The 16,087-nt window shown below is 43.7% G+C and carries 11 protein-coding genes; 5 read left to right on the top strand and 6 right to left on the bottom strand.

The window, feature by feature from the left end; translation table 11 throughout:
• Positions 1-146: 146 nt before the first annotated feature.
• The 3 genes from KXD93_RS21730 to KXD93_RS21720 all read right to left on the bottom strand — a co-directional run bounded on the left by KXD93_RS21730 (position 147) and on the right by KXD93_RS21720 (position 5,799).
• On the bottom strand, positions 147-1,949 hold the full coding sequence (locus KXD93_RS21730) for an IPT/TIG domain-containing protein (protein WP_258139466.1): 1,803 nt from the start codon (positions 1,947-1,949) through the stop codon (positions 147-149).
• Between the two features lie 121 nt (positions 1,950-2,070).
• Positions 2,071-2,697, bottom strand: a complete 627-nt coding sequence (locus tag KXD93_RS21725) for a response regulator (RefSeq protein ID WP_258139465.1) — start codon at positions 2,695-2,697, stop codon at positions 2,071-2,073.
• Between the two features lie 54 nt (positions 2,698-2,751).
• On the bottom strand, positions 2,752-5,799 hold the full coding sequence (locus tag KXD93_RS21720; protein WP_258139464.1) for a sensor histidine kinase: 3,048 nt from the start codon (positions 5,797-5,799) through the stop codon (positions 2,752-2,754).
• A gap of 262 nt (positions 5,800-6,061) precedes the next feature.
• Between KXD93_RS21720 and KXD93_RS21715 the strand changes: the two genes are divergently transcribed.
• The 5 genes from KXD93_RS21715 to KXD93_RS21695 all read left to right on the top strand — a co-directional run bounded on the left by KXD93_RS21715 (position 6,062) and on the right by KXD93_RS21695 (position 10,647).
• Complete coding sequence (locus tag KXD93_RS21715) at positions 6,062-7,111, top strand: SDR family oxidoreductase (protein WP_258139463.1); 1,050 nt, start codon at positions 6,062-6,064, stop codon at positions 7,109-7,111.
• An 18-nt stretch (positions 7,112-7,129) separates the two neighbouring features.
• Entirely contained in the window at positions 7,130-7,936 is an 807-nt protein-coding gene (locus KXD93_RS21710) for a helix-turn-helix domain-containing protein (RefSeq protein ID WP_258139462.1), read from the top strand.
• 25 nt (positions 7,937-7,961) lie between these two features.
• A complete protein-coding gene (locus KXD93_RS21705; RefSeq protein ID WP_258139460.1) occupies positions 7,962-8,870 on the top strand; it encodes a helix-turn-helix domain-containing protein in 909 nt (302 codons plus the stop codon).
• Positions 8,871-9,197: 327 nt separating this feature from the next.
• Positions 9,198-10,013 carry a sterol desaturase family protein gene (locus KXD93_RS21700; RefSeq protein ID WP_258139459.1) on the top strand — a complete coding sequence of 272 codons (816 nt, stop codon included), beginning with the start codon at positions 9,198-9,200 and terminating at the stop codon, positions 10,011-10,013.
• Between the two features lie 67 nt (positions 10,014-10,080).
• Positions 10,081-10,647, top strand: coding sequence for a hypothetical protein (locus tag KXD93_RS21695; protein WP_258139458.1), 567 nt, complete (start codon positions 10,081-10,083; stop codon positions 10,645-10,647).
• On the opposite strand, the gene KXD93_RS21690 is transcribed toward KXD93_RS21695, so the two are convergent.
• From KXD93_RS21690 to KXD93_RS21680, 3 genes are read right to left on the bottom strand one after another with little or no spacing between them, the layout of a single operon-like run.
• Positions 10,644-11,849, bottom strand: coding sequence for a metallophosphoesterase family protein (locus KXD93_RS21690; protein ID WP_258139457.1), 1,206 nt, complete (start codon positions 11,847-11,849; stop codon positions 10,644-10,646). The genes KXD93_RS21695 and KXD93_RS21690 overlap by 4 nt on opposite strands.
• Before the next feature lie 16 nt (positions 11,850-11,865).
• Positions 11,866-13,251 carry a hypothetical protein gene (locus KXD93_RS21685; protein ID WP_258139456.1) on the bottom strand — a complete coding sequence of 462 codons (1,386 nt, stop codon included), beginning with the start codon at positions 13,249-13,251 and terminating at the stop codon, positions 11,866-11,868.
• Positions 13,252-13,275: 24 nt separating this feature from the next.
• The gene (locus tag KXD93_RS21680) at positions 13,276-16,071 is read right to left on the bottom strand and encodes a TonB-dependent receptor (protein ID WP_258139455.1); all 2,796 of its coding nucleotides are present in this window, start codon (positions 16,069-16,071) and stop codon (positions 13,276-13,278) included.
• Between the last annotated feature and the right edge of the window lie 16 nt (positions 16,072-16,087).

The raw sequence follows: 16,087 nt of genomic DNA, 5'->3' as shown, positions 1-16,087 counted from the left end.
TATTAATTTACTAACTGTTTGCGATCCAAGCCTCAGGACAAAACAAAAAGCCTTTAACTTTACGCTAAAGGCTTTTTGTTTAACCAGGTTGAGGAAGATCGGATCAAGTGGAATTACTGGAAATAGATTTCGGATACAACCTGTGTTTATTTCACGTAAATACCTACAACCTGGTTGGCAAAAGTTCCCGCGCAATTTGTACTCTGGTGACTACATCCCGGGTCCATTTCAACAAAATTTCCATTTTTCCAATAGCAGTTGTTACCGGATGACGATGAGGCACCCGTAATGTATATATCCGTGTTGTTATAAAGGAAAATAGAAGAAACGTTTTCGGCTACCGAATAAGTGGAGGGGCTGAGGAGCGTCCCGTTTTTCCAGACTGCCCCGGCACCATTATACTGGCCGCCAATGTATACATCTGTACCTTTTACCAGGATACAAAAAATCGAGTTAAAGATACTGTTTGCAGGCGTTGAGATGGCGACGGAAACACCGTTTTTCCAAAGACGTGGCGCTTCGTTAATGATACCTCCGGTATTAATGTCGCGAATCTCCTCTACACCGGCCACATAGACATCGGTCCCCGACACATACACAGCCGTTGCTTTGGCGCTGCCCGAATGGATCCCGTCTGTAAGATCTATCGGGGTTCCGTTTTTCCAGTAAGTGGCTTTTAAAATAGTAGAGTTGCCCAAATATTGTGCGCCAGCTACATAAACGTCCCCGCTACTCACCGCCATGGCATTTTTTGTATAAGTGCCGTTTCCTATCATGTCTACGCTAGTAGTTGTTAAAGGTGTCGCGGTGCCGTTTTTCCAAACATTGTAAACATTGTTGATATTCCCCAGGCAATAAACATCCGTGCCTGAAACGGCAATGGAAAAGGTATACCCTGTTTGAGAAGAGACATGTACGGCGGTATTGTTTTTCCAATAAGTGGGCGTTTGAGCTGTTGATGGCCCTGCGACATAAATATCCGTACCTGAGCCTACGATGGCATCAGTCTGGTTACAATCGTTAGTAGCGGTAAAGGTGGAGTTTTTCCAATAACCGAAGCCCGACCTTGTATCGGAGCCAATCACATAAATGTTGGGGCCGGTAGCAACAAAATAAGTAAAGGCCAGGCCGTTGGATGTTCCGCCGGCGGTAGTTACGGTTATGTTCCCATTTGTTCCACCGGCTGGTACGGTAGCTATTATTTGAGTGGTGGTTGCGCTGGTAACAGCGGCGGTGGTGCCATTAAATTTAACCACGTTATTGGCGGCGGTTGCATCAAAATTTGTACCTGTGATGGTGACGGCTGCACCTGCCGCTGCGGTAACAGGGTTGATGCCGGTAATAACAGGTGCCAGTAAATAGGTGAATACCGGCCCCGTTGCCGTGCCACCGGTAGTGGTTACAGTAACGGCCCCGGTGGTGCCTGCCGCCGGCGCCTTAACAACCAATGAAGTAGTTGTCGCCGATGTTACGGTTGTTGCCACACCGTGAAATTTAACTGCGTTATTGCCTGCAACGGCATCAAAGTTGGTGCCGGTAATAGTTACTGAGGCCCCTGCAACACCCGTTGTAGGGCTGATGGTGGTAACGGTGGGCGCCAGCAAATAGGTAAACGTCGGGCCTGTCGCTGTTCCACCGGTGGTGGTGACAGTTACGGACCCCGTACCGCCTCCTGCCGGTGCTGTAACAACAAGTGTTGTAGCAGTTGCCGAAGTTATGGTAGCAGCCGTGCCGTTAAATTTGACTGTATTATCCGCAGCTGAAGGCGCAAATGCTGACCCGGTGATGGTGACCGTTGTGCCCACAGTCCCCGATGTTGGCGAAATAGCGGTAATTGCCGGATGAACCGGGATAATCGGCTTTGGGCCGGAATTGCTTTTTTTGCAACCCTGCATGATGAACAGGGTGGCTAAAAGCATAAAAATTGGATGGATGGTAGATGTTTTCATAGGATATGGGTTAGTATTTTTACCGGTAGGTATTAATAATTATCCCTGTGAAATTGGGCATATTCCCAATGACCGGCAATCCTCTTTTTGAGTGAAATTAAGTTGTAACCTAATCGGCTCACTAAAGCAGTTTTTCCTTCAGCGCTTTGGCAATGGCTTCTTTGCCACAGTTTACATGAAGTTTGAGGTAGATTTTTTTGAGGTGAGAACGCACAGTATCAAAAGCCATATTCAATTCATCGGCTATTATTTTAATGCTGTTCCCTTTAATTAAAAGCTGCAGTACCTCGGTCTCGCGGGAAGTTAAATTATATTGATTATCGGGTTTATGCTGAAATGAGTTAAGCACTTTTCGCGCTATTATGGGTGACATAGGCGCGCCACCCTCCAATACTTCCCTGATGGCATCAAACAGCCGCGCCGGAGGCGTTTTTTTTAACAAATAGCCATTTGCTCCGGCACAAAGGCATTGAAACAGTCGTTCGTCGTCCTCGAAAACAGTGTACATGATCACAGCAGTTTCCGGCCGGGTTTGTTTTACCATAGCAACGCCGCTTATACCCGTTTTTCCGGGCATATCTATATCCATCAGCACAACATCAGGCGTAAGCTGTTCAACAATTTCGGCTGCCTGGTTGCAATTATCAAAATCGCCCTTCACCGTGTAATTTGGATCGCTGTTAAGCAGATAGGCTAACGATTCCCTCAAGCGGTCATTGTCTTCAAATAAAACTATACTTACCGGCATAAGTGCTAAATTACAGTTTACTATTTATTGGCCTATCACTCTTTTGAGTGATATTTAAAGGATGGGTATAATGATGGTAAGCATAGTACCCTTATCGGCAGCTGATAAAATCGAAATACTGCCCTTCCATTTTGACACCCGTATTTTCATGTTTTTTATGCCATTACGGGCCGATGGAATAGCGGGATCGAAGCCTTTGCCATTATCCTTTATAACCATCTGAAAATAATTTTGGTCGGTTTGCAGCTTTATATCTACACTGGTGGCCCCTGAATGTTTATATATGTTATTTACCGCCTCTTTAAATACCAGGTAAATATCCTTCCTTTTTTCCATGTACAGTTTTTTGTTTGCAATCCTTTCATCAAAATGGATATGATAGGCAATATTTGCTCCTTCAAACAATTCGGCGGTATATCTCCTCATTCGCGCCACAATCTGCTCGTAGCTATCATTAAGGGTATTTATGCTCCATACAATATCGTCTAACGACTGGTTGGACGTATTTACTTCTTCGGTTATTCTTCTTAAAAACTGCCTGGCTTGTTCCGGTTTCTCCAGGTTAGCGTTGCTTAGTTCGGTAAGTATATTGATGTTGCTGAGGGTTGAACCGATGTCGTCATGCAGATCGGTGGCAATGCTGTTCCGGATAGCCTGAACGCGCAGCAGCTGCCGGATGCGATTAAGATAAATGGAATAAATTACGCTGCCTGTAATTATGATAGCTAAAACAACAAACCACCAGCTTTTATAATATGGTGTTTGTACTGAAAAAAGTAAGATAGCTTCGTTAGTGCTCATCGTACCGTCAGATAACTGTGCTTTAACCCTGAAACTATAGTTACCCGACAGCAGGTTTGAAAAGGATATTTGCCTTGTTCTGCCGGCGGATATCCAATTTTTGCTCAGCTCATTCAGCCGGTAATAGTACCTGTTTTGCATGCCGTCGACCAGGTTAACGGCACTGAAGGCAATATTGATATTATTGTCGTTAGCCGGTAAACTGATGCTTTCGGCTGGATTTAAACTATTGCCTGAAGAAGTTACCGAAGTGATCAAAACACTGGGAGCCGGGCGGGGCCGCAACAACTCTGCAGGGGTAATGCTATAAAACAGGTGAGACGTGTTAAAATATATCTTATCGGCTGGAGCATCATACTTTACACATAACACAGGATCTTCTGATGACTGGTAATAACCATTAAATACAAAAAAATGACCGGAGCTTAACTCCATACAACTTAACCCATTTTTAGTGCCGATCCAAATACGCCCCTGGTTGTCGGCAGCCAGGCCATAAATGGTATTTGAAGATAATCCCTCCGGCATGTCAACCTTTTCAATTTTCTGGCTGTGTATATCAAATTTCAACAGGCCTGAGTTGGTGCCCAGCCAGATTTTACCTTTATGGTCTGCATATATTGCATTAATGATTCCGTTGTCAAAATTGGTATTATAAGCAGGAAGGAACAGCGTAAATCTATTATCCGTCCGGTTCCATTTTACCAACCCGCGTCCTTCAGTGCCTCCCATCCACAGATCACCGAATTCATCCTCATTAATGGTGACGGGGAATCTGATGGGTAAGTTGTTTTTTCGGTCTGTTTTTGAATAAAATTGCAGGCTATGGTCGGCCAAATTATAAGCGGCAAGTCCCTTCCCCTGGCCAAGGCCCATCCAAAGTAAGTTCTCCTTATCTGTAAATTGAGTTACTATAGGATAATCATTTATCCATTGCTGATTTTTCGGCCATTTAACCAATTGGGGCCGCACCATACTTTTTTCCCATTCGTACATCCCTTTTTGTGTGCCAATCCAAAACTTATTTCCATCTGCTGCCCTTACATTCCACGTGTTATTTTCATAGACATTTTTCCCCCATGAAATCTCCTTCCAGGGGGCATTAAGCTTATTCGTATAAAATACCCCGCCGCCGGTAGTGCTTAAAAAAATTTTTCCATTTGCAACAAAAGTGCCCGACAGGTCAATTCCGCGATGATCTTCTGCGTTATACGCAGGTAGTTCCGAAGTGGAGATAGCGTTGCCTATCAGTGTAAACTTATATAAACCATTATCGGTACCCACCCAAAGATTACTTTCCCTGTCATATAACATACAGGTTACGTGATGTTTGGGTAATAATATACCGCTTGTAAAATTCCCTTGCTTAATGTCGGATGCTTCGTAGTTCCAATACACCATCCCGCCATCGCTCAATGTACAAGTTGCCAGCCAATTGTTCACCAGGTTGATATGCGTATTAAAATAGATCTGCCCTTTTCCGGGCAAATGACCAAATGCTGCAGCGCTTATCTGGCCTGACATTGAATTCAGAAAGTAAACACTGTCTACCAGGTGCTTCACAAACCACGAATTTCCCTTTTTATCAAACGCTATATCCCTGATTTCTGAATTGTCGATCATTGACAGGTGACTCTCATTAAGTTGGTTTAATGGGAAAATGTGTTTGTTTGCCGGGGTATAAATATAATATTGAAGTTTTTTATTCTTCCGTAGCCTGAAGAGTACTTTTCCATCTGGCAAGGGGTTAATACTTTCGACATACAAAAACCATGTGAGGCTTAAATCCCGTTCATTCAAACCCCTGTTAGTTTGTAGCACATTAAGGTTTTGATCCAGCTTATAAAGAGTGGTTTGCGAGGCCGCCCAAACATCATTTTGCTTATCAATGGTTACGATGCTAAAATTATTTTCAAAAGGGAACATTTTTGCCGAACCCGGAATCAGCAAATTTTTAAAAGTATTCGCCCTGGTATTGAACAGGCACAGGCCGGTAGAAGTAGCTACCAATAACCGGTGTCCGGATAATTTTTGTATTGATTTGATATAATTACCCGGCAAGGAAGGGGTGGTTTTAGAGTGGTAAAAATTTTTGAACTCAACCCCGTCGTACCTGCTTAAGCCGTAGTTGGTACCTATCCATAAAAAGCCATCTTCATCCTGGCAAATGGCATTAATTGTAGCATCGGGTAAACCGTCTTTTACCGAAATATAGGCTGGCCTGATCTTATCCAGTTTTTGTGAACGTGCAGGGACGAACACACTATTGAGCAACAAAAGCAAAATCAGTTGTCGGTGCATGTTTCGAAATAACTAAAGATATGGCATTCAGTGCATTATTTATCCAGGATTATAAAAATATTTCATCTTACAACCCGCAGCCTAATTTTTGTTAGCCGGGCTACTACGCTTTTAGTTTGTTGTTCGCAAGGCAGTCAACATACCCTTCTCAGGGCAAGTTTATACCTAAATAAAAAAGCCTTTTAAACAAAGTAATAAAGCCTTTTAAACAAAACGGCCGGTTGTTTTTACATCGAATTTTGTTCTATCAAATAATTAGTAAATGGAAACAAATTCAAATAATGAAAAAACTGTATTGGTAACAGGCGGATCGGGCTTTATTGCTGTGCACTGTATATTGCAACTTTTAAATGCTGGCTACCGGGTAAGGACTACCGTTCGTACGCTGAACCGCGAAGCCGATGTTAGGGTGATGTTAAAGGAGGGTGGAACAGAAGCGGGCGACAGGTTGGCTTTTATCGCAGCCGATTTGGCTTCGGACGCCAACTGGAAGGAAGCCGTAAGTGGCTGCACCTACGTATTACATGTGGCTTCGCCAACCCCCTTAAAGGGCTACCGGCATGAGGATGAAATGATTATTCCGGCCCGAGAAGGCGTGCTCAGGGTATTACGTGCCGCACGTGATGCCGGTGTCAAACGCTTGGTGCTAACATCCGCGCTTGGAGCTATTGCCTTTGGGCACAAACCGCAGACAGCACCATTCAACGAAACCGATTGGACAGACTTGAACGGGGACGTGCCAGCCTATCAAAAATCGAAGACACTAGCCGAGCGGGCGGCCTGGGATTTCATCGCTCGTGAAGGTGGCAGACTCGAACTTTCCGTTGTTAACCCGGTGGCTGTCTTAGGCCCTGTGTTAGGGCCGGACTATTCGCACTCCATTCACGTCATTAAACGACTGATGAATGACAAGGCACCCGGTAGTCCGAAGATCAACTGCGGTTTTGTGGACGTTCGCGATGTGGCAGACCTGCATTTGCGGGCCATGACCGATCCGGCTGCTAAGGGAGAACGCTTCCTGGCTACCGCAGGCGAAAGCATCTGGCTGGTGGATATCGCCGAGGTGTTAAAACGCCGTATGGGGAAGGCAGCGGAGCATATTAAAGTTCGGGAATTGCCTAACTGGCTGCTGCGCATTGCCGCCTTGCGCGGCGACCCCGCGGTAAAAGCACTTGTCCCCATGCTCAGCAAGGTAATGAACTCCACCAGTGAAAAGGCAATAAAAAAACTGGGCTGGAAGCCACGGTCTAGCGAAGAAGCCATAGTGGCCACAGCAGAGAGCCTTGTTAGGTTAAACTTGCTAAATAAATAATTGCTTAATTTTACAAGGATGGAAATTTTGGGAGCCGCCAGCGTAGCAGAAGTGTTTATCTCCTGCAAAAAGGAAAAGCATTATAGCCGCGAACTGATCCTGCCGCAACCGGCCCTTGTACGTGTACTATCTGGCGAGGTAAGGATCGCTTCGGCTGATCGCGTGTTTAATTTTTTTGCGGGCGATACCATGTTGATCCCGCGTAACCAATTGGGCAGGATGAGCAAACTGCCATTAAATGGAGAACCCTGTACTGCAATATCGATTGTTTTTAGGCGGGAGATATTGCAGCAATATTACGCGGCTCGTCAAATAATCCCTTTGAAGCACTATATCCCGGAACTGAAACTGCTGCCGGATCACCCCCTGTTAGAAAGCCTGTTCAATTCACTGTTACCCTACTTTAAATTAGCTGATGCCTTATCTGCGGACATTGCAGCATTTAAAATAGAGGAAGCTATCCGCGTGCTGCGTGCCATTGATGAAGGCGTAGATCACCTGTTAGGACAGTTTGAAGAACCAGGTAAACTCGACCTGGTGGACTTTATGGAAAAGAATTACATGTTCAACCTGTCCCTTGAAAAATTTGGGTATTTAACCGGCAGAAGCCTCACTACCTATAAAAAGGATTTTGAAAAGGTCTTTAAAAGTAGCCCCGGCAAATGGCTTACACATAAACGGCTCGAACTTGCCCATTACGAGATCTTCGAAAAGAAGAGAAAGCCTGCGGATGTTTATTTGGATGTAGGCTTTGAAAATTTATCACATTTCTCGTTCGCGTTTAAAAGGCAATTTGGATATAATCCGTCAGCCGCAGTTAAATAACTAACTTTGAATATTAAAGGCAGATATGATTACCAGCTCTTCCCTCGATGACTTCTATGAAAGGAACGTAGCTTCATTTCCGAATGGAATTACGAAGGAAATTGGTCATTTTAATGTGTTCGAAACAGAAACGCTGTTTGATAAAAACACCGGAGCACGTATCATGCCCTACAGCAGAAGGGCGTATTACAAAATAAGCTGGATCCGCGGCAGAAGCCGGGCTGAATATGCGGATAAGGTAGTTGATATTCACGAAAATGCCCTGCTATTTGCGACGCCGAAGATTCCTTATCATTGGTTGCCCGACGACAGCGATCAAACCGGGATGTTCTGCATTTTTACCGCAGATTTTCTTACACCTGGTAAAGCTGGTGTTAATTTGGATGATCTTCCGATATTTCAACCCGGCCAGCTGCCGGTATTTCAGCTTGGCACGCAAGAAGTTAAGGAAATTGAATACATATTCAGGAAAATGCTTAAGGAGCTGGAAGCCGATTACCGTTTTAAGTACGACCTGTTGCGCAACCTTGTACTGGAGCTTATTCATTACGGGCAAAAGCTGCAGCCTATGCAGGCTTTAAGCGCAAACCAGAATGCGTCGGAACGGATCTCCTCTTTGTTTATTGAGTTGCTGGAGAGGCAGTTTCCCCTCGAGTCAATTGAGCAGCGGCTTAATCTTCGTACGGCTAAGGATTATGCTGACAGGCTGGCTGTGCATGTAAATCATCTCAATAAAGTATTAAAGGAAGTTACGGGCAGTACCACAACGCAGATTATTAGTAACAGGATAATACAGGAAGCTAAAATACTGCTTAAACAAACTACCTGGAATATCGCTGAAATTGCTTATGCCTTAGGCTTTGATGACCCTTCACATTTTTCACACTTTTTTAAAAGACAAACCGACTTTACGCCCGCAGCATTTCGGGCGTGAAAGTTCAGGAAATTCCTGTCTTTTGAATGTTTTTTTGAAAAAAAACTATTTCTACTTGTCACAACTATCTTATATTTCCCTGGCGCCCTTAACAGATTTCAGGCTTTCCAAACATAAACTCAAGTTCGTTTAATTCTTCAGGTAAGTAAATTTGATTATGACATTTCTCCGGATAAAGTTCTCTGATACAGTCAACTTTTTAAGTAATATGGGCCGGGATATCTGCCAAAAAATGAAAAAAAAATGACAATCTTTTCTTAATTCAAATTTAAATCAGAATTAACATTTATATTTATCGGAGCTATTTACCCCTAAAATAATTGAACTATGTTTTTCCGTGCATTCATTATGCAGCATGAAGATCTTGTACAGGTCGTTTTTTATGCACTCATTTTGGTTTCGCTTTGGCTTACCGAAAAGTTTATAGGCGTATTAACCCCCGGTCAAAAACTATCACGAACGCTATTAAACGGAAGGTTCATATTTACAGCACTACCCATCCAATTGGCGCTTACCATTTTTGTTATTATGATAGTAAAATGGGTAAACCTCCATCACTGGGGGCTGATCAATTTCGTGCCATTTCATCGTAATTTATGGATCAACTACATCGTTCTTTTTCTTTTGATGGATCTTGGTGAATACTTATATCACGTAACAATGCATAAGCTTGATCCATTATGGAGGTTTCACCTGGTTCATCACAGCGACCTGCATGTTGATGTTTCTACTACCCTCCGGGAGCATCCGGTAGAAACAGGCATAAGAACTTGTTTTTTAATGTTATGGGTTTTCCTTTTTGGCGCCGGGATAGCCGTGTTAATGATCCGTCAGGTTTTTCAATCGTTGTTTAATATTTTGGCGCACACCGAATTTAGGCTGCCGGAAAGATTTGCTACTGTACTTGGATGGGTTTTTATTACGCCTAATTTACACCATGTTCATCACCACCATGAATTGCCTTATACAGATCGTAATTATGGAGATGTTCTTTCCATTTGGGATCGTCTTTTTGGCACGTACCAGGAATTGGACGAAAGTCAAACCAAATTTGGAATTGATACGCACCTGGACCCCAATATTAATGGCCGGTTTACCAATATCCTGCTGATGCCTTTTAGGCCTTTAAATCGAAAACATTGACGGGTTTATTGGGTTAATGATAATAAAGTTTATGCGTAGTTATCAGCTCATTATTTTTTTTATGGCGATGAGTTGTTTTTGCAACGCTCAAAATGAAAAGTTTACTTCAAAGCTATATTTTCCGGGCCTGGTTGGGATTGATCTTCATCTGTATGACGGGCATTTAAATTACAGGCGGGGGATAGTGATAAATACTGGCGCAGAGTATCGCCCCGAAAATACACCGCTCTTTTTCCGGTTTAACTATGACGCGTTAAGCAGTAAATATAAAAACGGGAATCAGCCTGAGCTGCCCACCAACGTAAGAAACGGAACACTTCATTTAAACTATTTCCTGCTGGGCGCAGGTTATCGAAAAAGAACAAAACAAACAGGCTGGTATTTTCTGGCGCAAACAGGCCTTGAGCAACGCACCTACGATAGAGTTGCTAACGGGCCGGGAGGATACACCATAGACCAGGTAACTAAACAAGTATTAGGATTAAAGTTTACCGGCGGATTTGAGTACTATGTGGCAGAACATTTTGCACTGATTGCAGAACCAGCTTTTTACCCAGGAAGCTATTACTCCATACAAGGGTCTTCAAACAAGAATCTATCAATCAGCCTGGGTTTCACCACCACGCTGTTTTAATAGAATTCTTTATCCACCTTTAACGAAACGGTGCAACTTGAGCCAATTAGGGTTTTACTGTCAGGGTTCTCCGGATGTGCGTTCCACAAACATTCACGTACTGTTATCATTTGTTTTTCCGGATCAAGGCTGATGAGTTGAAACGAAAGCTTTGTTTCGTCCTTAGCGGAATATTTCCCCTTCATTGGCGAATCAACCCTGAAGATATTAAGCTTAACATCGTTATCCGGGCCGGTGTAGGTATAAAATTCGTTCCAGTTGCTGTTGCCATGAAAGTAGGCTTTGATATTAGGATGTTTCTTCAGGAACTTCACAAAACCGCGTTGCTCAATATTTGTAGCATCCTCTTCTTTTGCAGCAACAGTACCTTCCTTGTATTCTTCGGTTAACAAATTTTGAAGCTTATTTACATGGTTAATAGTGTGAGGCGGAACGGGGTTAGTGAAGTGGCTGGCCTCGCACGTCGGCTGGTCATGGGTGAAAATGATTACCGGGGTTTTTTGCTTTACGGTATCAAGATCCTTGTCCATCCAAATGCGTTCGGCAGAATCAGGCCACAGTGTAATGAACATCATGTGGATGCCCTTAACGTTAACGGAATAATTTGTTTTATCCTTTGTGTAGTCAAAATTCTCGTTGGTTAGCGGCTGTTTGGGTTTCAGCATCAGGTTATAGATCTTAACCATGCTTGTAGGATCCGTAGCAGGCACCATTAGTTTGGTGTAACCTATGGCATTCGATATGTCGTGGTTACCCGGAGCAAGCAGTAATTTAGCAGGTTGACCATTATGCCCGGTTAGCTTTATGCCATTAATATAAACAGTTTCAAACTGTGCCCATGATGCCGCTGCGCTTTGAACGGGCGGCTCCATACGGTTACAGATGTCGCCCGTTTGTATCACATAATCAACAGGCCCAACTTCCTGCCCAGCGCCAATGCCACCATCCGCCGGTAGGTTTAGCGAGGGAATTGCGTTCATTTGGCTGATCATAGCTGCGTTTACCAAATTTGCGTTAACATTGGTATCGCCCCTAAACTTATCCTTCTTTAAGCCAAAGTGTGCATCTGAACTGAAAACCATATTTATTAGCTGTGGCTGTTTGACTTGTCCGTTTGTATGGAGCGATATTAGTCCGAAAACAGCTATCAGCAAGAATTTTCCTGCTGATAGCTGTTTATAAATTGAATTGCTGATTTGCATATACAAATGGTAAATATTAGTGCTGATTTCCGGTGCCGTTTACCTGGTAGCAGCCGAGATCTACACCAGGAGGCGTAATTTCTGTGGCTCCGAAAACCGGGTCGACAGGCACGGTTACCAACGCCTGGAAGCCTGTAAAGCCCTTGCCAATTAAAGGCGACTGCGGTGTTAGGTGAAAGTTGAAATTCGCCACGGCACTTATGCCATTCAACGCAATTCCGCCTGTTACAGGTAATGGGAAGTTGGCAAACATTGGTTTGTTTTTTTGCACCAGGGAGCTTCCATCAAACACACCACCCAACGTATAGTTTGCAGGCAGATAAGTAGGAGCAGGGAAGTCGGTAGATTTTGGAATAGTGATATACCCGATAGGATAAAATTGATTAGCCACTGATAACGAATCGGCATATTGATAATTATAGCCGTATTTTAGGTGTGCAGTATCAGCAACCGGGCTGCCAACAACCCTGTATCCAAATTTGCAGTTAACAGCAACGTTATTGTAATACATTCCGCGTGCGCCTTCCTCAAAGTTGATGTTGGCACCACGACCTGTTTGAATTTGCCTGTAACCACCGCTTATAAAGGTTGAATTGTACATTACTACATTGGTTTGCGGAGCGCCTGTAGGGATGCCTTTGTTCGACGCTTTTTGGCCGTTTGTAGCTGTGCCGACAAATAGGTTATAAGCCATTGTGCCGGTAGTGCCACCCTTAACGTTCACACAGTCGCCGCCACTTGGGCCGGCTTTTTCAAAGGTATTACGCATAACGTCGATCTTTCCGTTCGAAATACGCATAGCATCATCCGTGGACCCATATAACCACGAATCTTCCATAACGAAATAGCCGTTGAAATTTTGGAATAATATTGCAAATGAGCTTGTTGCACTTTGCTTTAACGCGGTACCTGCAACCGCTCCGTAAGCTGCGCCGCCGAATTCAATATGAGTCCATTTTATGATCAGGGCCTTGCAGGTTGGTGAACCTAAAATTCCCTTCCATAAACCCTTGTAAGCCGGATCGTTGGATGGTGAAGCCCCCGGCTGATCGGTTTTCACTATACCTTTTACACCAAAATAGTTGGGTTGCGCTTTTGAGCCTAGACTAACAAAAGTGCCTTCAACTATTATACCTGCCTGGTTTGTTGCGTAAACTGTAACGCCAGGCTGTACAATTAGCGTGTCAGTTGGTAAAATATAAACATCATCGCTTAAAATATAGGTTTTACCGCTTAGCATAGTGCCTTTAATGTTGCCGCTTAGCGGAGCTGCATCACTTATGGGGCTTGCCGGCGGTGGCGTGTAAGTGTAAATATTGTGGTGTTCGCCATCCCATTTTTTGCAGCCGAAAAAGGTGGTTGCAAGGGTTAATAAAATAACCGGTATATATATTTTTTTCATCTTGTTGATCTTAGTTTCGTGTAATTAAAATTTATACCTTAAACCACCCAGAAAGGAGATCTTATACAGATCTTTCTCTACAAGCGTTTCATTTTTTGTATCCTGGATGGCTAAAGATTGCGGAATATTATCGTGCGGGTATTTCAGGAATACCTTGTTAGCCGTATTGGTAAGGTTGTTTATCTTTCCATAAAATGAAAGCTTTTTAAGGATAGTTTTCTCGAACGAAAAATCCAGCTGACCATAACCCCTGTTCCAGTAATCGAGGTTGTAATATGGCGATACCTGTGCAATACGCTCGCCGGTATAAACAAATGCCAGCTGCATGTTCAGGCCTAACTTATTGTCCTTAAACAGAAGGGATACGTTACCAACATTATCAGCTTGTCCTTGCAGTGGTCTGGTTTGGTCAACAATAGTTTGGGTTCCGTCTTTACCATAAAATAATTTGCTGGTAGTTACCCTTGAGTGGGTGTAGGTGTAGTTAGCAGACACGCCGAATGAGCCAAAGAACTTAGTTACCAATGCTTCGAGGCCATAATTAGTTGCCTTGTTAACATTTTGCGGCTGGATAAACTGGGCGCTTGGCCCGCCGTTACGTACCACGAAGTATTCTATCGGGTCATAAATATCCTTATAAAAGCCGCCTAACAATACCTGGTCCGATCCTCCGGGGAAAAGCTCATACCTAAAGTCGTAATTGTTTGAACGTGTATGCTTAATAAATGGATTACCTTCCTGGTCAAAATATTCGCCCGGGATCAGGATCGGCACGATATCGCCAAAGCCGGGGCGGCTAATGGCTTTGTAGTATGATAACCGCAGGTTTTGAATATCGGTTAGTGCATATTTAAAGTTTACGCTTGGCAGTACATCAGTATAGCTGATGTTACCCGAGCGTTGGTTGTATGATACCGGCAAGCCAGTGTTATAATTATCAGTTGTGCTTTCAACCCGTACACCACCAATCACCTGTAATTTATCAAGCAAATTGAATTTCAATTGCAGGTATTCTGATGCTACATTTTCGTATGCAGTATAGTCATTTGCTGATAGGGTGGTAAAGTTGCCTATGCCGTCATCTGCGCTTGCAAAACCAAATAGCGCATTGTCTATATTGGTAAAAGGTTGTTTTATACCCAGTGGAAATGGCGAGAAGTTGTCGTAGTTGTTATCGTAATTAGTACGGGTTTTATGCCTGTATAAACCACCTGCCGAAAACTCTACATCCCTGTTTGCTATGTTAGTGTTATAGATCAGATCGAGGTACCCTGCAAGGTCCTTATCCGAGTTGTGCATCCACCTCCTGCTCATTGATTTTAGAACAGAATCCACACCGATAACCTGGCGTGAATTATTTAAAGTAACGTCGTGCTCAACGGTATAGCTGGCCATATCCGGCACTTCCTTTTTCGCTATCGAGTAAACGCCTGTCCAGTTTAAGTGCAAAGCATCAGTAAGCTGGTGCTCACCCTTTAAGGTTCCATTGTAAACGCTTTGGCGGGTAAGCATGCTGCGGTTTTCAATGTCAACTTCCTTTTGGGTTGATGTACTGTTGATGGCTAATACTGTGTCGGCTGTAAAACGGGTTTGATATTCGTTTTGGTGCAGGTAAAAATTGTATAACGAGATCTTGTTTCGCTTATCGAATACATAATCGATCTTGTTATTTATACCAAACTGCGTTGTTTGGGTAGAGTATTGCCTGCTAAGGGCATCCGAGAAAAACGGTGTATTACCAAGCGCCGGCTGAGCGTTGGGTACCAGGTAGTCGGAGTTTGAGCCGCGGTAAAAGTTTTGGTAGCTGGCTGACAGGATTATGCCCAATTTTTTATCCAAAAAGCGGTCCCCAATGGTTAACCCGAATTGTGAGTTTACCGGTGCTGATAAATTGTGATATTTTAAATTCGATGTGGTAAAGTCCTTATAGGTAGCAGCATAATCATTGCCGTAGATTTCTGCCGGCGATTTGCTATTGATACCCGAATGATTAAAGGCGCTGAATGGCCTGTCGGAAAATAGCAGTGAGTAACCGGCAGCTGCGTTTACGTTTAAAACAAATTGCTGCGGTGCGCTTTTCATCACCAGGTTCATGGTACCACCAATAGCATCACCTTCCATTGATGGAGTAAGTGACTTGATTACCTCTAACCTTTCAAGCAATTCTGATGGGAAAATATCCATCGGTACAAACCTGTATTTATCATCAGGACTTGGGATTTTAATGCCATTTACCAGGGTATTGTTGTAACGCTGGTCCATGCCGCGGATGATGGCATACCTGCCCTCGCCGGTGTTTGAACGCTGAATAGTAACACCGCTTATGCGTTGCAGGGCATTACCAACAGTAACATCAGGCAACAACTGGATGGCGTTTTGTGATAATATATTCATTACCGAGGTAGCCTCTTTTTCGAGTCCGCGTGCTGCGCGGTCGCTAACTTTGCTGCCCTGGCCGGTAACAGCAACCTCGTTAAGCTGCGTGTTCAAGTCCTGCAGGTAAATATTTTGAACTGCATTCGGGTTTGTATTGGTAATATTTACCAATACAGCTTTTGACTCCTGGTAACCAACAAAATTGGCCGTCAGTTTGTAGGTTCCGTTCTGAAGGTTTTGAAACGAGTACGAACCATCAAGTCTTCCGGAGGCAGATTGTTTATTACCATCGCGTTCAAGTTGAATGGTTGCGCCGGTAAGCGGTTCGCCGGTTTTTGAGTCGAAGATTTTGCCTTTGATGGTCTGCGCCACGGACGCGAGGCAAAAGCAGGTTAATAGTACAAACAGCGATAACAGCCGTTTAAATGGTAAGTTTAATTTCATGGATCGGGGAGTTTTC

The organism is Mucilaginibacter phenanthrenivorans, assembly GCF_024721155.1.
In the GTDB taxonomy this organism is placed as follows: Bacteria; Bacteroidota; Bacteroidia; order Sphingobacteriales; family Sphingobacteriaceae; genus Mucilaginibacter; species Mucilaginibacter phenanthrenivorans.
The sequence above is the reverse complement of the archived record's forward strand: the minus strand, read 5'-3'. Positions and strand labels throughout refer to the sequence as shown.

Coding starts and splice junctions, on each gene's coding strand:
- KXD93_RS21720 (WP_258139464.1), bottom strand. CDS start 5,799: ATGCACCGACAACTGATTTTGCTTTTGTTGCTCAATAGTGTGTTCGTC.
- KXD93_RS21690 (WP_258139457.1), bottom strand. CDS start 11,849: ATGCAAATCAGCAATTCAATTTATAAACAGCTATCAGCAGGAAAATTC.
- KXD93_RS21695 (WP_258139458.1), top strand. CDS start 10,081: ATGAGTTGTTTTTGCAACGCTCAAAATGAAAAGTTTACTTCAAAGCTA.
- KXD93_RS21710 (WP_258139462.1), top strand. CDS start 7,130: ATGGAAATTTTGGGAGCCGCCAGCGTAGCAGAAGTGTTTATCTCCTGC.
- KXD93_RS21725 (WP_258139465.1), bottom strand. CDS start 2,697: ATGCCGGTAAGTATAGTTTTATTTGAAGACAATGACCGCTTGAGGGAA.
- KXD93_RS21730 (WP_258139466.1), bottom strand. CDS start 1,949: ATGAAAACATCTACCATCCATCCAATTTTTATGCTTTTAGCCACCCTG.
- KXD93_RS21705 (WP_258139460.1), top strand. CDS start 7,962: ATGATTACCAGCTCTTCCCTCGATGACTTCTATGAAAGGAACGTAGCT.
- KXD93_RS21700 (WP_258139459.1), top strand. CDS start 9,198: ATGTTTTTCCGTGCATTCATTATGCAGCATGAAGATCTTGTACAGGTC.
- KXD93_RS21680 (WP_258139455.1), bottom strand. CDS start 16,071: ATGAAATTAAACTTACCATTTAAACGGCTGTTATCGCTGTTTGTACTA.
- KXD93_RS21715 (WP_258139463.1), top strand. CDS start 6,062: ATGGAAACAAATTCAAATAATGAAAAAACTGTATTGGTAACAGGCGGA.
- KXD93_RS21685 (WP_258139456.1), bottom strand. CDS start 13,251: ATGAAAAAAATATATATACCGGTTATTTTATTAACCCTTGCAACCACC.